At 67.8% G+C, this 18,094-nt stretch carries 20 protein-coding genes; 7 read left to right on the plus strand and 13 right to left on the minus strand.

The genetic code is table 11. From position 1 onward, the window contains the following. Positions 1-22: 22 nt before the first annotated feature. Positions 23-1,759 carry an acyl-CoA carboxylase subunit beta gene (locus tag NO978_RS07050; protein WP_257298842.1) on the plus strand — a complete coding sequence of 579 codons (1,737 nt, stop codon included), beginning with the start codon at positions 23-25 and terminating at the stop codon, positions 1,757-1,759. A gap of 281 nt (positions 1,760-2,040) precedes the next feature. On the opposite strand, the gene NO978_RS07055 is transcribed toward NO978_RS07050, so the two are convergent. Both NO978_RS07055 and NO978_RS07060 read right to left on the minus strand, forming a co-directional pair. Continuing rightward, positions 2,041-2,619, minus strand: coding sequence for a PH domain-containing protein (locus NO978_RS07055; protein ID WP_257298843.1), 579 nt, complete (start codon positions 2,617-2,619; stop codon positions 2,041-2,043). Beyond that, the gene (locus NO978_RS07060; RefSeq protein ID WP_257298844.1) at positions 2,616-3,284 is read right to left on the minus strand and encodes a PH domain-containing protein; all 669 of its coding nucleotides are present in this window, start codon (positions 3,282-3,284) and stop codon (positions 2,616-2,618) included. Before NO978_RS07060 ends, NO978_RS07055 begins: the two co-directional genes overlap by 4 nt. A gap of 221 nt (positions 3,285-3,505) precedes the next feature. Between NO978_RS07060 and NO978_RS07065 the strand changes: the two genes are divergently transcribed. Continuing rightward, complete coding sequence (locus NO978_RS07065; RefSeq protein WP_257298845.1) at positions 3,506-4,198, plus strand: J domain-containing protein; 693 nt, start codon at positions 3,506-3,508, stop codon at positions 4,196-4,198. Here NO978_RS07065 and NO978_RS07070 read toward each other — a convergent pair. The 4 genes from NO978_RS07070 to NO978_RS07085 all read right to left on the minus strand — a co-directional run bounded on the left by NO978_RS07070 (position 4,195) and on the right by NO978_RS07085 (position 6,523). After that, complete coding sequence (locus NO978_RS07070) at positions 4,195-4,803, minus strand: toll/interleukin-1 receptor domain-containing protein (RefSeq protein WP_257298846.1); 609 nt, start codon at positions 4,801-4,803, stop codon at positions 4,195-4,197. The genes NO978_RS07065 and NO978_RS07070 overlap by 4 nt on opposite strands. Before the next feature lie 31 nt (positions 4,804-4,834). Then, on the minus strand, positions 4,835-5,290 hold the full coding sequence (locus tag NO978_RS07075) for an HNH endonuclease (protein WP_257298847.1): 456 nt from the start codon (positions 5,288-5,290) through the stop codon (positions 4,835-4,837). Between the two features lie 74 nt (positions 5,291-5,364). Next, complete coding sequence (gene tpiA / locus NO978_RS07080; protein ID WP_257298848.1) at positions 5,365-6,009, minus strand: triose-phosphate isomerase; 645 nt, start codon at positions 6,007-6,009, stop codon at positions 5,365-5,367. Between the two features lie 115 nt (positions 6,010-6,124). Next, positions 6,125-6,523, minus strand: a complete 399-nt coding sequence (locus tag NO978_RS07085; RefSeq protein ID WP_257298849.1) for a YlbF family regulator — start codon at positions 6,521-6,523, stop codon at positions 6,125-6,127. A 158-nt stretch (positions 6,524-6,681) separates the two neighbouring features. On the opposite strand from NO978_RS07085, the gene NO978_RS07090 reads away from it, so the two are divergent. The 3 genes from NO978_RS07090 to NO978_RS07100 all read left to right on the plus strand — a co-directional run bounded on the left by NO978_RS07090 (position 6,682) and on the right by NO978_RS07100 (position 8,982). Continuing rightward, a complete protein-coding gene (locus NO978_RS07090) occupies positions 6,682-7,188 on the plus strand; it encodes a hypothetical protein (RefSeq protein WP_257298850.1) in 507 nt (168 codons plus the stop codon). A 72-nt stretch (positions 7,189-7,260) separates the two neighbouring features. Beyond that, positions 7,261-8,298 carry a diphthamide biosynthesis enzyme Dph2 gene (gene dph2 / locus NO978_RS07095; protein ID WP_257298851.1) on the plus strand — a complete coding sequence of 346 codons (1,038 nt, stop codon included), beginning with the start codon at positions 7,261-7,263 and terminating at the stop codon, positions 8,296-8,298. A gap of 399 nt (positions 8,299-8,697) precedes the next feature. Then, positions 8,698-8,982, plus strand: a complete 285-nt coding sequence (locus tag NO978_RS07100; RefSeq protein ID WP_257298852.1) for a DNA-directed RNA polymerase subunit L — start codon at positions 8,698-8,700, stop codon at positions 8,980-8,982. A gap of 25 nt (positions 8,983-9,007) precedes the next feature. Here NO978_RS07100 and NO978_RS07105 read toward each other — a convergent pair whose 3' ends face one another. The 3 genes from NO978_RS07105 to hisF all read right to left on the minus strand — a co-directional run bounded on the left by NO978_RS07105 (position 9,008) and on the right by hisF (position 11,577). Further along, complete coding sequence (locus NO978_RS07105) at positions 9,008-9,796, minus strand: hypothetical protein (protein ID WP_257298853.1); 789 nt, start codon at positions 9,794-9,796, stop codon at positions 9,008-9,010. Between the two features lie 66 nt (positions 9,797-9,862). Continuing rightward, positions 9,863-10,672 (minus strand): hypothetical protein, encoded by an 810-nt coding sequence (locus NO978_RS07110; protein WP_257298854.1) that lies wholly within the window; start codon positions 10,670-10,672, stop codon positions 9,863-9,865. Positions 10,673-10,761: 89 nt separating this feature from the next. Then, positions 10,762-11,577, minus strand: a complete 816-nt coding sequence (gene hisF, locus NO978_RS07115; protein WP_257298855.1) for an imidazole glycerol phosphate synthase subunit HisF — start codon at positions 11,575-11,577, stop codon at positions 10,762-10,764. Between the two features lie 137 nt (positions 11,578-11,714). Here hisF and NO978_RS07120 point away from each other — a divergent pair, with 137 nt between their 5' ends. Next, the gene (locus NO978_RS07120) at positions 11,715-11,909 is read left to right on the plus strand and encodes a hypothetical protein (RefSeq protein WP_257298856.1); all 195 of its coding nucleotides are present in this window, start codon (positions 11,715-11,717) and stop codon (positions 11,907-11,909) included. 156 nt (positions 11,910-12,065) lie between these two features. On the opposite strand, the gene NO978_RS07125 is transcribed toward NO978_RS07120, so the two are convergent. Further along, positions 12,066-12,959: a 1,4-dihydroxy-2-naphthoyl-CoA synthase gene (locus tag NO978_RS07125; protein WP_257298857.1), complete on the minus strand. Its 894-nt coding sequence runs from the start codon at positions 12,957-12,959 to the stop codon at positions 12,066-12,068. Between the two features lie 380 nt (positions 12,960-13,339). On the opposite strand from NO978_RS07125, the gene NO978_RS07130 reads away from it, so the two are divergent. After that, positions 13,340-14,359, plus strand: coding sequence for a DnaJ domain-containing protein (locus NO978_RS07130; RefSeq protein WP_257298858.1), 1,020 nt, complete (start codon positions 13,340-13,342; stop codon positions 14,357-14,359). 1 nt (position 14,360) lies between these two features. Here NO978_RS07130 and menD read toward each other — a convergent pair whose 3' ends face one another. The 3 genes from menD to NO978_RS07145 all read right to left on the minus strand — a co-directional run bounded on the left by menD (position 14,361) and on the right by NO978_RS07145 (position 17,989). Then, positions 14,361-16,148: a 2-succinyl-5-enolpyruvyl-6-hydroxy-3-cyclohexene-1-carboxylic-acid synthase gene (gene menD / locus NO978_RS07135; protein WP_257298859.1), complete on the minus strand. Its 1,788-nt coding sequence runs from the start codon at positions 16,146-16,148 to the stop codon at positions 14,361-14,363. A gap of 7 nt (positions 16,149-16,155) precedes the next feature. After that, positions 16,156-17,499: an isochorismate synthase MenF gene (locus NO978_RS07140; protein WP_257298861.1), complete on the minus strand. Its 1,344-nt coding sequence runs from the start codon at positions 17,497-17,499 to the stop codon at positions 16,156-16,158. Between the two features lie 94 nt (positions 17,500-17,593). Then, positions 17,594-17,989: a hypothetical protein gene (locus tag NO978_RS07145; protein ID WP_257298862.1), complete on the minus strand. Its 396-nt coding sequence runs from the start codon at positions 17,987-17,989 to the stop codon at positions 17,594-17,596. Positions 17,990-18,094 lie beyond the last annotated feature (105 nt).

An 18,094-nucleotide genomic window follows, 5' to 3' on the forward strand; every position in this document is an offset into this window, starting at 1 on the left:
GAGACCCCGCGCACGCCATGACATGAAGGTGCGCATCAGCGAGGGCGCGTCGGCCGAGGAGGCGTCGGCGATCGCGGCCGCACTCGCCGAACACGTCGGGGACGACGTCGAGGTGTACGTCGGTCGGAGCGACGAACCGGCTGCGACCCACGACGCTCCCGAGAGCGAGACGGACGAGTCCGACGTTCCGGAGGAGTACGCGGACCTCGGCCCGACCGAGCGCGAGGAACTGCTACTCGAACAGATCGAGGAGATCATGGAGGGCGGCCCCGCGAAGTACAAGGACACGCTCCACGAGGAGGACAAACTGTTCGTCCGCGACCGCCTCGACCTCTGGTTCGATAGCGACGACGGCGACGGGTTCCTCTTCGAGGACGGCAAGTTCGCGGAGTTCGACGCCGACGACAAGCTCCCCGCGGACGGGCTCATCACCGGTGGGGCGGCGTTCGACGGCCGCGACGTCCACTTCATGGCCAACGACTACACGGTCAAGCGCGGCTCGATGGCCGCCAAGGGCGTCGAGAAGTTCCTCCGGATGCAACAGCGCGCGCTGAAGACCGGCCGTCCAGTCCTCTACCTGATGGACTCCTCGGGGGGGCGCATCGACCAGCAGACCGGCTTCTTCGCCAACCGCGAGGGCATCGGGAAGTACTACTACAACCACTCGATGCTCTCCGGGCGGGTCCCGCAGGTCTGCGTGCTGTACGGCCCGTGTATCGCCGGCGCGGCGTACACGCCCGTCTTCGCCGACTTCACCGTGATGGTCGAGGGGATGTCCGCGATGGCCATCGCCTCCCCGCGGATGGTCCAGATGGTCACCGGCGAGGACATCTCGATGCAGGAGCTCGGCGGCGCGCGGATGCACGCCGAGGAGTCCGGCAGCGCCGACCTCGTCGCCGAGAGCGAGGAGCACGCCCGCGAGCTCGTCTCCCAGCTCGTCACCTACCTGCCCGACAACAGCGACGAGGACCCGCCGCGCGCGGAGCCGAAGGACCCCGCTCGTTCGCCCGAGGGAATCGACTCGGTCATCCCGCAGGAGCCGAACAAGGGCTACGACATGGAGCGGGTCATCCAGCGCATCGTCGACGAGGGCAGCTACTTCGAGCTCAAACCCGACTACGGCAAGGAGATAATCACGGCCTACGCGCGCATCGACGGTCGGCCGGTCGGCATCGTCGCCAACCAGCCCGCCCAGCGCGCCGGAGCCATCTTCCCCGACGCCGCCGAGAAGGCCGCGGAGTTCATCTGGAAGTCGGACGCGTTCAACATCCCGCTGCTGTACCTCGCGGACACGCCCGGCTTCATGGCGGGCTCGGGGGTCGAGAAGGACGCCATCCTGGAGAAGGGCAAGAAGATGATCTACGCCACCTCCTCGGCGACGGTGCCGAAGCAGTGCGTCGTGGTCCGGAAGGCGTACGGCGCGGGCATCTACGCCATGTCCGGCCCCGCCTACGACCCCGAGTCGACCATCGCGCTGCCGTCCGGCGAGATCGCCATCATGGGCCCCGAAGCGGCCATCAACGCCGTCTACGCGCGGAAGCTCAACGAGATCGACGACCCCGAGGAGCGCGCCCAGCGCGAGCAGGAACTCCGCGAGGAGTACCGCGAGGACATCGACGTGCGCCGGATGGCGAGCGAGGTCGTCATCGACGACGTCGTCCCGCCGTCGTCGCTCCGCACCGAGCTGGAGAACCGGTTCCGGTTCTACGAGACCGTCGAGAAGGACCTCCCGGACAAGAAACACGGCACCGTCCTGTAGTCTGAACGAGCCGTTCGGGCTGGCAGGGGCCTGCTACCGACGGCCCGAACTCATCCATCTGCTGACGGTATCGGAGTCATACACAGGTATCGACCGTCCGTAGGACGCTTGCCCGAGGACCGTTACGTCTCGTAGATCACGACCGTTTCGGCCGTCGGGACAGGTAACACGGCGGACCGTCGATCCGCCGGTTCCCCCCTTCGGGGTGGGAACGTTCGTCGTCCCTCGGGCAGCCCGCAGAGCGGTATCGGCCGTGGGGTCGTTCCGTTTCGACCTCCCGGTCAGCGAGACGTCTGTTCGTACCCTTCTGCTGCTCGTCTGAGCCGTCGCACCTCCGCGAGCACCGCCTGCCACTGCTCGATGGTGCCCGGAAGCTCGTCGTCCCCGTCGTCGAAGGCCTCCCGCTGGTCGAGGACGAGGTTCTGCACCGAGCGCGGGTCGTCGACGTTCCAGAACGCGAGTTCGGTCCCCAGACCGCCGGCCGTATCGACCGAGACGGTGCCGTGACCTAACAGCGTACCGAAGAACCCCTGCTCGTAGGAGCTGTTCTGGACGCTCTCGAAGCCGACCGCGAGGACGTCCCGCGAGAGCACCCCCTGCTTGCGATAGCACCGCCGACTCGTCACGACGAACTCGACGTTGCGGATCCAGGCGTACGCGAGCACCGGTGGAACGATGCCGAGCAGGGCGAACGGCCACACCGGAACGGGGAACCCGTCACCAGCGGTCAGCTGGAGCCCGACCGGAACGGCGGCGACGACCAGGCCGACGAACACCGCCGGGATGACGCTCTGGACGCGTGGTGAGGCCGCCCAGAGCACCTCCTCGCCGTCCTGGAGCGTGAGCCAGTCGCGGCTCATTGTCCGTGCGGGTCCGTGCGCTCGTCGCTCGCCTGTTCGCTGCTGGTCCGCCGAGGCGCGTCCTCCTGAGGCTGGCCGCCGTGGTGCGCCTCCCCGGCCGCGTCCGCCTCTTGGGCCTCGATGCGCTCGAACGTCTCACGCATCGTTCGCAGCTCGGCGAGTATCTCGTCGAGCACCTCGCCCTTCGCAGGCGCGTCCTCGCCGCGGCGGTCGCTCCCCCGGCGGTTCTCCTTGATGAGCCGGTTGATGCGCTCCTGAACCGACTTCGGGTCGGCGACGGACTGGAACTGCATCTCGACGCCGGAGCCGCCCGCGGTCGAGATGTCGACCTTCCCGTAGCCGAAGTAGTTCCCGACGACGCCCTGACTGAACGAAATGTTCTGGACCTTGTCGAAGTCGACGCGCTGGACGTCCCGGGAGAACACGCCCGACTTCGTGTACACGCCATCGGTCGTGACGACGTAGTCGGTGTTCTCGCGCCAGAGGTACGCGGCGACGATGACGAAGATACCGACCAGCAGGATGACGAGCGGGATGCCGAAGACGAGCGCGGGGACGATACTCATCGGGTGGGGGTTGCCCGACCAGACGATCTCCTCGTCGTCGTCGAGGCTCAGCCAGTCGAACTCGGAGCCCCCAACGTCGGGTGAATCGGCGGCTGTCATACTACCGACTTCTCCGGCCCGGAAGAAATAGTTACTGCAGTAGCTCCGCCGGCTCCCTCTGGCGCTTGTCGCCGCCCGGCACTCGGTCCAGCACACCAACTCGGCCTGTCAGTTCTCCCTACGACGAGCGATATCGGAGCCGCATCGGCGACACGTCGTCGGCTCGTTTCCTTCCACGAAGGCTGAACACTAATATAGGATGAATCCGTTTGACTCATTCGATGGCTGTGGTCGAACGACACGCCTGTGAAGGCTGTGACCGCGAGTTCTCCCTCGACAACCTCCGTGCGGTCACGATGCCGGGTGGGTCGCGAGCGGTCTGCTGCCCCGAATGCCGGGAGTACGCGGAGACGATCACCGACAACGGGTCGGACATCGACCAGCGGCGACGCGAGTGCGACGGCTGCACCGAGGAGTACCTCGTCTCCGAACTCGAGGAGGTCATTCTCTCCGACGGGACGAGCGTCCTCTGCTGTGACTCCTGTGCCGAACACGCCCCGTCGAACGACGACGAGACGGACACCCGGCGGCAGGAGGAGTCCGAGGCCGAGACGGCGGCCGAACTCGAATCCAAGGAGCCCTCGAAGGCGAGCCGCCAGCGCAACCTCTGCCAGCAGTGCAACGACTGGTACTCCATCGAACTCTACCGCGTCGTGACGGTCGACGACCGCACCGAGAAGTTCTGTCCCGACTGTACGGAGCAGGCCCGCGACGACGGAATCATCAAGGACGTGCGGATGCGCCGCGCCGAGGCCTACGAGGTGCTCGGTGCGGCCGGCTTCGAGGACGCCGACGACCTCAGGGACGCCTACATCGCGAAGGTCAAGACGGTCCACCCCGACCGAGCCGACGGCTCGCGTGCGGAGTTCAAGCGCGTGCAGGCGGCCTACGACCGACTGCAGGACGAGTTCTAGACCGGGTCCTCTCGACGCACGTAGCCGAGGGTCGCCGGGTTGAAGAAGTACTGTGCGTCGCAGTCCTCGCAGCCCGCCACCAGTGCCTGGTTGTGCTCGTACATCTGCCAGAGCTTCTTCTGAGTCTCCTCGACGTCGAGCGTGACCGGGGTCCCGCAGTTCTCGAAGTTGCACGGGAAGCGGACGAACCAGTTCGGCGTCGAGAGCGTACCCAGCGGGGCGAGCTCCGAGCGCAGACGGGCGAGAAGGTTGCACACCGTCACCTCCATCTCGTCGGGGTCGAGAGCGACCGCCTCGTGGCGCTGGAGATAGCCCTCGAGCTCGACGCCGTCGGCGGCCAGGGGGAGGATAGGAATCCCCTTCGCGACCGCGTAGCCGATCTCCTGGTTCACCCAGCTGTTCGTCGCGCTCTCCTCGGTCAGGACGACGACGAGCAGGTCGCTGTTGGTGAGTCTGCCCTCGAGGTCCTGCCGGTTCCGCCCGGGCTCGATCTGCTCGAGTGCGACGTGGACGTCGATGTACAGGTTCTGGACCGTCGAGAACAGCTCTTGCACGAGGTCGAGGTCCGACGGTGCGTGGGAGACGAACACCTGCTCTTCGGCCATGCCCGAACCTCGCCGGTCCGCTACTAAATCCTTACCCACTGTCATGGACGCGTTCGTGACAGATGGGACAGAGGGCGACCACGTTGTGGACGTGTCGGTGGCCGCTCGCTGCGGTGGAGACGACGGCGTGGCGGTGCAACCCGTCACCGACGACGAGCGCTTCCCGGACACCACAGCCCCGGCAGCGACCGTCGTCGCGCTCGAGTACGACCGCACGGTCCACCGGAAGGCCATCGCAGTCGGCTCGGGAGCCACCGGTGGTCCGGTCGGCTCCACAGCCCTCACAGAGGGGGATTGCGTTCCGCTCGTCGTCGCCGCCGGGGACGATGGCCCGCTCACGGGCCCCGTCGTTCCCGCAGTTACGGCAGGTCCCCGACGACAGTGCCGGTTCGTGCCTGCGCCCGATGCGACCCACCTCGGCGACCGCTCGAACCGCCAGACCGACGTTCACCGACGCGAGCTCCGTCACTCGTTCTCTCGCACCCATCGGGTTTTATTCCGGAGTTCGCCGACTTAATTATTTCCATTCGGATGGTGTTGAACGAAAATGCGGGTCCGCGTTCAGAGCGGCGCGACGAGGTCGTCGAGCGCGGCCCGTGGGTCGTCGGCCTTCGCGACACCCGAGGCGAGCAGGACGCCAGTTGCACCGAGGTCGGACGCCGCCGCGAGGTCCGCCCCAGTCGAGATGCCGGCACCACAGAACACGTCGACGTCGGAGTCGACCGCCGCCGCGGCCGCGACGGCGTCCTCGACGATGTCCGGGTCAGCCTGGCTGACGGGCGTCCCGGTGCCGATGAGCTCCGGCGGCTCCACCGCGACGGCGTCGGGACCCAGCGCCGCGGCCGCGCCGACCTGAGCCGGGTTGTTCGCGCAGACGACGGTCTCCAGCCCGGCGCGCTCGGCCGCGCGGACGGAGCCGTCGAGGTCGGCGAGCTTCACCCGGTACTCGGAGTGATTGACCAGAGTGCCCGTCGCACCTGCGTCCGCGACAGTCCCGGCGAGCGTGTGGCCGGTCTGGCTCCCGGGGTCGACGGGGTCGACGTGCTGGCCCCAGGTCTCGACGCCGGTCTCCGCGACCGCCTCGAGGTGGGCCGCCTGCGGTGCGACGGCGATACGGACACCACTGTCGTCGGCCGCGTTCGCCGCCGCGGTCGCGACTTCGACGGGGTCACACGGGTACGCCTTCAGGTTGACGAGGACGAACATACCGAAACCGGGTCGCGCTGCGACCAAAAGCGTGTCTCTTCGCGTAACGTTGCTGTTGGGGGCCGTCGCAGTCTCGCGTGAGCGAAGACTACGACGCCGGGTAAAGAACGCCGGTTCAGTCGTTACAGCAGCCACTCGCCTCCTCGGCGAAGTCGAGGCCGAGCTCGGACGAGATGGTGCTGTTGACGCGCTCCAGACGTGCGTCCAGCTCGTTCTGCGCCTCGAGGTACTCCGCCATGACGGGGATGTCGTGGAGCTCATCCTGCGTCTCCTGAAGCTCTTCGAGGTCCTCCTGGGACGCCTGTCCGGTCTGGCGCGCGAGCATGAACTCCTGACGCACCTGCTCGAACTCCTCGATCTTCGCCTGGGCTTCTTCGCTGCCCTCCACGGCCGCCTGTGCCTCGTCGAACCGCTCGTACTCCGGGAGGTCACGCAGCGCGCGACCGAGCTCGCGAGCTCGCTGCTCGACAGAATCCGACGCCTCGGTGCTCTCACCACTTGTCTCGATGCTCATGCCCGTCGCTTGGGAGCGGACGTGTTTCAAACTGCCGGAGCGCCGACGTTCTCGCAGGATTCTGCGTTTCAATCCGCTTGAAGGGACGTTGAACGGTTTGAACGACCGTTGAACGGAATGAGTGGTTGATGTGTTTGTGGGACCGAGTGAAAGCTACGATGTCACACCGGACCCCGATGGTACTCGTCGTCGCCGAGGAGGAGCTGACCCGTGAGCGGTACCGGTCGGCCCTCGAGAGCAGCCAGCACGACGTAGTCGCGACGGGCGTCCTCGACGAGGTACTGGCGACCGCGAAACAGGCGTCGGTCGCGGCCGTCGCCGGGCCAGTCGAGAACTGGTCCCAGCGACGGCTGCTTCGGACGCTCACCGAGCGTGCACCGGGCTGTGCGCTCGTCTCACTCGGCCGGGAGCAGCCGCCGGCGGGCCCACACGACGCCCATCTCGAGGCGCCGGTCGCCCCGCACGACTTCCGCGCGACGGTAACGCACCTCGCGACGCGTGCGGCCTACTTCGAGCAACTCGACGCGTTCGTCGCCGCAGCACGGCGTACTGCGGGGACGGACCCCGGTCGGCTCAGGCAGCTCAGAGACGAGACCCGCCGGCTTCAGGGTTCGTTCGACCCCACCGACTTCGAGGCCGCGTTCAGGCTCTTCGACGCCGTCTGACCCGTTCCCGCCCGTTTTCTCGGCCGTCCAGAACCGTCGAAGTTAACCGTCCGTGACGGTTAATCCGCTCCAATGAGCCAGGAATCGTACTCCGAGGGCGACCTCCGGAACACCGGGATGTCCCTCAAGCACGACCGCGAGTGGGACTACGAACTCGACCGCATCGTCGACGCGGTCGAGGAGCGCGACGCAGACAAGGTCGGCCTCCAGTTCCCTGAGGGGCTGAAACGACGCGGCCCGAGGGTCGCCGACGACCTCCGCGAGATCCTCCCGGAGGACGTGACCGTCCTCATCTCCGGGCAGCCCTGTTACGGCGCGTGCGACCTCGACACCTACCTGATGCGCCGGACCGACGTGTTCGTCCACTTCGGTCACTCACCGATGAAGGAGTCGGACAAGATCATCTACGTCCCCCTCTTCTCCAACGTCGAGGTCCTCCCGAGCGTCGACCGCGCCATCGACGAGGAGCTCGAGGGAGACGACGTCGGCCTCGTGACCACCGCCCAGCACATGAACCGCTTCGAGGAGATGCGCGAGCACCTCGAGGACGCCGGCTACACCGTCCACACCCGAAAGGGCGACGACCGGCTCACCCACGAGGGCCAGGTTCTCGGGTGCAACTACGCCTCCGCGGACATCGACGCCGACCAGATCCTCTACGTGGGCGGTGGCAAGTTCCACCCCCTCGGGCTGGCGATGGAGCACCCCGACAAGAAGGTCGTCATCGCGGACCCCGTCAACAACGTGCTCACCATCGCCGACACGGAGAAATTCATGAAGCAGCGCTACGCCTCCGTCCACAAGGCGATGGACGCCGAGAAGTTCGGCGTCATCTTCTGTACGAAGATCGGCCAGGGTCGCTGGGACCAGGCCGAGGAGATCGTCGACAACAACGACAACGCCTACCTCATCACCATGGACGAGGTCACTCCGGACCGGCTCCGGAACTTCGACATGGACGCCTTCGTCAACACGGGCTGTCCGCGCATCACGACCGACGACGGCCCGCAGTTCCACAAGCCGATGCTCACGCCCCAGGAGTACCGCATCGCCATCGGCGAGGAACCGCTGGACGCCCTGGAGTTCGACACGTTCCACGGGACGTGGTGACTACGGTACGTTTCTCGATTGGTGGAGATGGCTGCCCTCGGTTTCTCGAACGTTAACTAGCCGACTGGCCCGCGGCTGGCGAGACGCGCGAGCGAAGCTCTCGCGAGTCTGCGCACATCGCGCTCAGGCGCCAGGCACGAGGAGCGCAGTTGCGTCTCCGTGAACGAGGCGAACGGAGGCCAGCGAGGCGAACGTAGTGAGTCTCGCGTGGTCCTGAGAGCCGAGCACCTCGGAGCGTTCTGGTTGGTTGCGGTTCTGAAAAGTCCCACAGCCGACAGCGCTTCTCAGCCGTTCACGCTCGAATCTAGCTCACCGTCCCTATCTCGACGCCCTCCCGAAACCGACTCCGATGCGCTCGGTTCCGAAACCTGTAAACGCGCCGGACGACCACGAAGGCACATGGAACTCACCGTCACGGAGAACCTCGAGCAGGAACTCCGCGTCGAGATCGCAGGCGAGGACCACACGTTCATGAACGTCCTCAAGGGCGCGCTGCTGGAGATGGAGGGCGTCGCCGCCGCGACCTACGACGTGAACCCCGAGCAGTCCGGTGGACAGACAGAGCCCATCCTCACGGTCAAGACAGAGGACGGCGTCGACCCCATCGACGCGCTCAAGCACGGCGCCCAGCGCGTACAGGAGAAGACCGACGCGTTCCGCAACGCGTTCGAGCAGGCAGCCTGATTCTCGGCTCTGTTCTCGCCGCGCCTCAACAGACCGCGTAGGCGGCGTATATCCGCCCGTCAGGAGCGACGTGCACGTCGACTCCGTGGGCGTCAGTGGCGTCCTCGATGGCCGCCGAGCTGTCGGCCTCGGCGACGAGCGCGTCGAACAGCGCCCGCGCGGCGGCCGACTCGTTCTCGAAGTCGTCGATGGTCGTACCACCGCCGTCAGTCGAGCCGAGCAAGAGGATCGCGGGCTGGCAGTCCGGCGAGAAGTCCCGCAGTCCGCCACGCACGGACCCACCGTCGTACTCCCCCGCGACTTGCCGCTGGGTGGCGAACGTCGCCATGTCCGCGAGCGTATCGTCGCGGGCGAGGGCGTCCTCGCCGCGTTCGGCGCGATACCCGTCGACGCGGTCCAGAATCCCCGACTCGACGCCGGAGAGGTTCAGCCCGCCGGCCTCGTCGGCCGAGCCGGGAGTATCGACGACGCGCGGGCCGTTCAGCGCCACGTCGAGGTCCTCCGGAAGCGGGACGACACCCGTCGCGAACAGCGCCACGACTATCGCGACGACGAGGAAGAGGGGAACCAGCGGCTTCGCGAGCTGGGCGTAGCCCGGCACCGATATCTCGTCGTCGATGTCGCTGTAGTCGGGGCGGCGCTGTTCGAGGTCCATCCCGCCGCAGCGCGGACAGGGCGGGTTGTTCTTGGCGGACTGGCGGCCGCAGTCGGAGCACACCCAGACGAAGCCGGTGTACTCGCCGCTCTCGCTCCCGCACTCGTCGCAGGGCGGCGAGGTCGATACCGTCCCACAGTCGTCGCACTCCCACGCCATCTATCGCTAGCTTCGGTCGCGCAGGAAAGTAGTTGCCGGTGGCTGAATCGACGACCGTGTGGCCAGTCAACAGACGGCGTGGATAGCCCATATCGTCCCGTCGGGGGCGACGTGAACGTCGACGCCGTAGCCGTATCGCGCCTCCTCGACGGCCATCCAGGCACCGGATTCGCGGGCGACCTTCTCGACGAGGGCCCGGGCGAGTTCGTCCTCGCTCTCGAAGTCGTCGATGTCGGGCGTGAGGGTGCCAGTGTTCGAGGACGACGAGATGAGGAGCGTCACCCGCCGTTGACAGCCGATGGAGATGTCCTCGCTCGACCCGTGGACCGTCCCGCCGTCGTAGTTGTCGACGACCCGGTTGCGGTTCTCGAACGTCGCGAGGTCGTCCAGCCCCGAACGTATCGAGAGCGGTTCGAGACCGTCGGCCTCGCGACGGTCGTTGACTCGCTCGTGGACCATCGACTCGACGGATTCGAGGTCCATCCCGTTCGCGGTGTCGGCCTGCCCGGGCACGGTCGAGACGTGTGGTCCCTGTCCGCTCATCGCGTTCATCAGGGGACTCGGCACCGAGACGACGCCGCCGAAGACGAGCACGCCGACGAGGGCGAGGATGCCCAGAACCGGGAGTGCGGGCTTGGCGAGTTCGAGATAGCTCGGCCCGGCGAGTTCGTCGTTGTCGAGTGCGAGGTAGTCCGGCGGGCGCTTCTCGAACTGCATCGTCCCACAGCGCGAGCAGGGCGGGTTGTGGCGGGACTGCTGTTTCCCGCAGCCGGTACAGACCCAAACGAACCGGTCCCAGTTCCCGGACTCCGACCCACAGGCGTCACAGGGTGGCTCGTCTGTCGTCTCCCCGCAGTCGCCGCACTCCCACGTCATGTTCGAGCGGAGACATCCGACACGTGTAGAAAAACCTACTGATTCGCGGAGCGTTCGCCTCGGTTATGCGTGCGGGACGGCCGGAAACCCTACAGCCGCATCGGGACGCCCTGCTCGTCGAGGTACTCCTTCACCTCGGCGATGGAGTACTCGTCGAAGTGGAAGATGGAGGCGGCGAGGGCGGCGTCCGCACCGGCGTCGGTGAACACCTCGTGCATGTCCTCCGGGCCGCCACAGCCCGAGGAGGCGATGACGGGCGTGTCGACGGTGTCACAGACGGCACTCGTCAGTGGGATGTCGTAGCCGTCCTTCGTCCCGTCGGCGTCGATGGAGTTGACGAACAGTTCGCCAGCCCCGCGCTCGGCGGCCTCCTGTGCCCACTCAACCACGTCGCGCCCGGTGCCCTCGCGGCCGCCCTTGACGGTGCACTCGAACCAGCACGACTCCCCGTCGACCTGCGCGTAGTGCTCGCCCTGCTCGTCGTAGCGCCGGCGGGCGTCCACGCTGATGACGATGCACTGGTTGCCGAACGAGCGCGCCCCGGCGTTCACCAGGTCCGGGTTCGCCAGCGCGCCGGAGTTGATGGACACCTTGTCGGCACCCGCCCGCAGCGTCTCCTTGATGTCGTCGGTCGTGCGGATGCCACCGCCGACGGTCAGCGGGATGAAGACCTCGTCCGCGACCGCGCTCACCGTGTCGAGCATCGTCTCGCGGCCCTCCGCCGACGCGGTGATGTCGAGGAAGACGAACTCGTCCGCGCCGGACTCGTTGTATCGGCGGGCCATCTCGACCGGGTCGCCCGTGTACGCGAGGTCCTCGAAGTTGACGCCCGTGTACACCGCCGCGTTGCCGTCCTCGTCCAGATCCACGTCGATGCAGGGGATGATGCGCTTCGTGAGTCCCATTTCCTACCTCGGCGTTCGTGCCTCCCGGGTTTGACCGTTTCGACGGCGACATCGGTCGGGTTCGTGGTGTCCGCCAGCGCCGTGAGCGGTTCGGGAGGTTCGATAGTTTCAGGTAGTGCCTCCCACAATCCCCAGCCATGAGCGAGGACACCGACAGCGTCGACGACGCACACGACGACCACGGACACGGCAGCGACCACTCCGACGAGGAGCACGCGGGGCGCGTCACGTCGCCGATGCAGGAGTTCGAGACGAGCCAGGTCGCCTTCGGCGCGGTCGTCATGCTCGTCGGCGTCATCGTCACCATCGGGCTGCCGGTGCTGCTGGGCTGAATCAACGACGGACTCTTCTCCGGCAGAGCTACCTGACGTGGCCAGCGGCGGTTGCAGCGCGCATCGAACCGGCGATGTTCTTCCTCGGTCGCGACGAGTTCTGCCTCGCGGGCGCGGAACCCGACGACTGGACGGGCGTTCGAGGGGGTTCGACGTTCAGTAGTGCCAGTCGTACTCCGAGAAGTCGGGGTCCCGCTTGTCGACGAACGCGTCGCGGCCCTCCTGGGCCTCGTCGGTCATGTACGCGAGCCGGGTCGCCTCGCCCGCGAACGTCTGCTGGCCGACCAGCCCGTCGTCGGTCATGTTGAACGCGTACTTGAGCATCCGCATCGCCGTCGGGGACTTCGAGTTCATCTCCTCGGCCCACCTGAGCGCGACCTCCTCCAGCTCCTCGTGGGGTACCACCTCGTTCACCATCCCCATGTCGGCGGCCTCCTGCGCGGAGTAGGTCTTCCCGAGGAAGAAGATCTCGCGGGCTTTCTTCTGGCCCACCTGCTTGGCGAGGTAAGCGGAGCCGAAGCCGCCGTCGAAGCTCGCCACGTCCGGGTCCGTCTGCTTGAACTTCCCGTGCTCCTCGCTCGCGATGGTCATGTCACAGACCACGTGCAGCGAGTGCCCGCCGCCGACCGCCCACCCCGGCACCACGCAGAGCACGGGTTTGGGGATGTGTCGGATGAGCCGCTGCACCTCGAGGATGTGCAGTCGGCCGCCTTTCGCCGCGCTCTCGCGGTCGGCGTCCTCGTCGCGGTACTCGTAGCCCTCGCCGCCGCGCACGGTCTGGTCGCCGCCGGAACAGAACGCCCAGCCGCCGTCCTTCGACGACGGCCCGTTCCCCGTCAGAAGCACACAGCCAACGTCCGTCTGGCGCTTCGCGTGGTCCAGCGCGTCGTACAGCTCGTCCACCGTCCCCGGGCGGAAGGCGTTGCGGACGTCCGGGCGGTCGAACGCGATGCGGACCGTGCCGGACTCCGTCGCCCGGTGGTAGGTGATGTCGCGATAGTCGCGGTCGATCGCCTCCCACCGCGCCGGGTCGAACAGTTCCGAAACCATGCACGGGGGTGGGGTCGGCCCCCGGAAATAGATTCGCTTCCGTGTTCGCCAGCTCGGTCTGCCGAGCCGATGGTTGCGCTCGCCGGGGACTGCAACAGCCAGGCCCTGATTGGTTCCACGATGCCCCAACCGACCACACGGCCAAGACAGCCCGCCCCGCTAGGCGCGTTGGTGTCGAGGAGGAGGAAGAGGAGGAGAGCTGGCGCGGTGCGGTCGCGGTCACAGTCGAGTGGGACCCTCTTGCTGTCGCGGTTCCAGCGGGTCCCACTGCTGCGCCAGGGTTCGGCCGTCGGCCGCCTTCCGACTCGAAACCTATCGACAGCAGGAACCGTTTTGGGTGTCCCACCCCAACATCGACCAACTTCGAGCCCCCCGACCGCATGACGGAGACGTTCTACGACGTCCTCGACGTCGGCACCGACGCCACGCAGGACGAGATAACGGCGGCGTACCGCGAGCGGGTCAAGGAGACGCATCCCGACCTGAACGACAGCGCGGACGCAGCCGAGGCGTTCCAGCGAGTCGCCGAAGCCGAGGAGGTCCTCTCGGACCCGGACGAGCGCGCCCGCTACGACCGACTGGGCCACGGCACGTACCAGCGGATGTTCGGCGACGCGGACGGCTGGGGACAGGCGGGAGACGACGACGGGACCGACGAGGAGCAGGGTCGCGAACGGGCGACCGGCGACGAGCGGCGGAGCTGGGCCGGCAACACGTACGGGAACCGGAACCGGCGGCAGGAGTACCCCGGCTCGGACCGCGAGGCCGCCAGCGAGGGCAACGGCACGAACCGGAGCTACTACGTCGGCGACACGGACGACCCTGGCGGTGGAACGAGCACGGCGGGCCGCGGGACGAGCGCGGGCGGCAGCGGCGGGGCGAACGCGGGCGGCGGCGGGGAGACCACCTCCGCCTCGACCGACGGCGGCGCGACCGCGGCGGGGTCGGCGTTCGACGGCGCGGCCCGGCGGACCACCCGGGGGCAGGGCGAACACGTCGCCGCCGACCAGGAAGACGACGAGTGGGACGGCTTCTCCGTCCACAACTGGGACGAGGAGAAGCTCGAACAGGAGCCGGTGCGGGTCAGCCTCTCGCAGCAGTCGATGGTGCTCGCCGGACTGACGTTCCTGATGTACCCGTTCCTCGCGTACGTCACGGTCTCGCCACAGCTGAACCTGTTCGTCAACGTGATCATCGGGGGCTGCACGCTGTTGCTGCTTGGCTACCTGTTGACCATCCCGCGCGTCGCCGCGGTGGGCTTCGGCGCGCTGAGCATCGGTATCCCCTTGATCCTCGCGTTCGTCGGCGTGAGCCTGCTCGCACCGATGAGCCTGTTCCTCGTCGGTGCGTGCGTCGTCCCCTTCTGGTACGCGATGGCCTTCAGGCACGTCGTCGGCTAAGTCAGAGCCGGTCGGCGACCGAGTCGGCGAACCGCTCGCGAGCCCGGTGACTCGCGTCGGCGTCGAACGGCACCTCGATGACCTGTGTGCCGTCCATCGCGAGCGACTCCCGATACGCGTCTTCGAACTCGTCGGCCGGGACCCGCTGGAAGGAGAGGTCGTACAGCTCGCCGGTTGGTTCGAAGTCCAGTCCGTGGGGCGTGACGAACTGCTCGGTGAAGGGCGGGTCGAACGACTCGATGGGTAGCAGGTGGAAGATGCCGCCACCGTCGTTGTTCACGCAGACGACGGTGGCGTCGACCCCACAGCGCGCCAGCGCGAGCAGCCCGTTCATGTCGTGGTAGTACGCGAGGTCGCCGGTCAGGACGACCAGCGGCTCGTCGGTCGCGCTCCCGGCGCCGAACGCCGTCGAGAGCACCCCGTCGATACCGCTCGCGCCCCGGTTCGCGAGGACGGTGTGGTCGGCCGCCCGCGGTTCGCCGAAGCGGTCGGCGTCCCGCACCGCCATCGAGTTCGAGACGAAGACCGTCGCCGGGTCCGGGGCCTCGGCGAGCACGCGGTGGACGATGGCTCCCTCCGGCGTCTCGTCGGCGAGGAACTCCTCGACGAGCCGCCAGTACCGCGCTTCGGCGTCGACGAGCGCCGCCGCCACGTCGGGGTCACCTGCGGCGTCGGCGCGCTCGTCCACTGCCGCCGCCAGCGAGCGCGCCGTCGCCGTCGGGTCGGCGACGACGAGGTCCGAGCAGACGAACTCGGCGTCGCGCCACTCGCCCATCGGGTCGACGAGCACCTGCCGCGCGTCGGTCCCCGCGAGCGCCTTCCGGAGCGGCTTCGAGGTCACCGACGCACCGAACCGGAGGACGATGTCGGGGTCGAGGTCGAGCGCGTGGACGTAGCCGTCGTAGCCGCCGATGACGGCCGCGTCGTCGCGGTGCTCGACGTGCCCGCCGAAGCGGACGCCGGAGAGCGGATCCGCGAGAAGCGGGAAGTTCGTCACGGCCGCGAGGTCTGCGACGGCGTCGGACCAGTCGTCGTCCGCGAGCGTCGTCGGGTCCGCTGGGCCGGCAAGAACCAGTCCCGAATCGGCGTCCCCGACCGCGGTCGCGAGCTCCTGCAGGTCCGGGTCGGCGAGCGACGGACGGCCCTGCCGTCGACTGACGTAGGGGTCGCCGGATGCCCTGCCAACCGCCGCGCGCTCGTCGCCCTCGTGCCAGTCTGCCGGGACGTCGCCCTCGACAGGCGTCGGTTCCAGCGGCTTGCGGAACGGGCAGTTCAGGTGGACCGGCCCGGCGTCGCTCCCGGTCGCCTCGGCGAGCGCGCGTGCCGCGTCGGTCCGCAGCCGCCTGAGCTTCCGTGGCGTCGGCTCCGGCTCTGGCAGGTCGCGGTACCAGCGCACCGCGCTCCCGTAGAGCTTCTCCTGGTCGATGGTCTGGTTCGCCCCGGAATCGCGCAGCTCCGGCGGGCGGTCCGCGGTCAGCGCGAGCAGCGGTACGCGCGCCTGATTCGCCTCGATGATGGCTGGGTGGAAGTTCGCCGCCGCCGTGCCGGAGGTACAGACGAGCGCGGTCGGCTCGCCGGTCCGGCGGCCACGGCCGAGCGCGAAGAATGCGGCCGAGCGCTCGTCGAGGTGCGAGAACGTCGCCACGTCGTCGTGGGCGTCGAAGGCGACGGTGAGGGCGGTCGAGCGGCTCCCGGGGGCGATGCACGCCGCGGTGAGCCCGCCCGCGGCGAGCTCGTCGACGAGCGTCTCCGCCCAGAGGACGTTCCGGTTGGGGTAGTCGCGAGCCACGGGACTGTCACTCGAGCTCGTCGAGCAGCGGTCGATACTTCAGCTGGACCTCGTCCCACTCCTCCTGTGGGTCGGAGTCCGCGACGATACCGTTGCCGGCGAACAGCGTGGCGCTGCGACCGCCGGCCAGCCCGGAGCGGATGCCGACGAGGAACTCGCCGTCGCCGTCGGCGTCGAACCAGCCGATGGGCGCGGCGTACCACCCGCGCTCGAACGTCTCCACGTCGCGGATGGTCTCTGCCGCCACGTCGGGCGGAAGCCCACCCACGGCGGGGGTCGGGTGCAGCGCACCCACGATGTCGAGTACGTGCGTCTCGCGGTCGAGGTCGACCGTGATTGGCGTCCGGAGGTGCTGGATGTTCGCGAGTTTCCGTACCGTCTGTTCGCCCTCCGAGACCGCCCCGAGCGGCGCGAGCTGGTCGCAGATAGCGTCGACGACGAGGCGCTGCTCGTGCTGTATCTTCTCCGATTCGACGAGCTCCGCGGCGAGGTCGGCGTCGGCCTCCGGCGTGCCCCCGCGGCCGACAGAGCCGGCGAGCGCCTCAGTCTCGACGTGGTGGCCCTCGCGCTTGACCAGCCGCTCCGGCGGTGCGCCCAGGAAACCAGCCTCCTCCGTCGGCTGGAAGAGGAAGCGATAGCAGTTCGGGTAGGTCCGTCGCAGCCGTTCGAGCACGTCCGGCAGGTCCACCTCGCCCGCGAGGTCGACCTCCAGGGCGCAGGCGAGGACGACCTTCTGCAGGTCGCCGGCCTCGATGCGGCCGACCGCGTCGGCAACCTGCGCGGTCCAGTCGGCCTTCGGTGTCGGGCGGTGCACCTCGGTCACGCCCGGCCGGCTCCCCGCCGGGCGCATCTTCGGGAGGTCGGCGACTGCGTCGACCTCGCGGTCGAGTTCGGCCTCGACCGCGTCGGGGTCCGTACCGGCTTCGTAGCGGTTCACCGTCAGCCACGTCCCGCCGTCGGTCCGCGTCAGTTGTACCTCGGGGAGGACGAACTCCGCGGCGGGGAACCCGGTCCACGGCGGCGCCGGCTCGTGGTCGTCGAGGAAGGCGAAACCACCCACGAGCCGCGGCCGTGGCGCGTCGGAGTTGCTGCAGTCGGCGTCGGCGAACAGCCCCTCGGCGGCGCTCCGGACCGATTCGAACCGGTCGGTCCCACTCGCCGTGAGTCTGGCAGCGACCCCCGCACCGGCCAGCTCCAGCCCTTCGTGGCTGGCCCACTGGAGGCGCGGGGGGTCGCGTGCTGCGAGAAAGGCCCGGAAGGAGACGTCCGCGATGGGGCGACTCCGGCTGACGAGAGTGCCGTCCTCGTGCATCGCGCCGGCGACGCCCGGCTGGCTGCCCGCTCGTTCCATTGCCCCCATCTCAGGGGTCTGTCGTATAAAGGGTGTTCATTATCGGAAGCGTGTGACCGAAGCCACCCTGGTTTACTCGAGGTCGCTACCGGGATTATGCTGCATCTGAACCAGCACCGACACCAACAGACCCATCTTCAAATATTTTGACATATAAGGATTGACCCCCCATCGAGCCGTCATCTCTCTGGTTGACGGTCACGTCCACAGTTGTTGACTCACGAATATCGGTATCCACCGTAACGGTGTGGGTTCCGGGCTCCGTGAAGTACTTCTTTCTCCTCACGGTCTCACCAAGTTCTAGCTCGAACGTATCTCTCGACTCACCGGATACGCTTATTTCTACGGCGTGGCTGTCAGTGTGCTCGTTTTCTATTCGCAACGCACCACCGTCTGAACGCCACAGGTTGGAGACGTGCTGACAGCCGCTCGTCGACGATACCGAGCCAACTGCGAGTGCCGCCAGGACACGGCGTCGACCGATGGTCATCGGTTCACCTTGACCACTGTCACCCCTCCCCAGCGGTACGGTTGGAACTCATCAGTGAACACACCGTAGGTCGGTTGCCGTATCGGTAAAAGTCTTCTCTGCACC

This window comes from Haloarchaeobius sp. FL176, from assembly GCF_024609245.1.
Classification (GTDB): Archaea; Halobacteriota; Halobacteria; order Halobacteriales; family Natrialbaceae; genus Haloarchaeobius.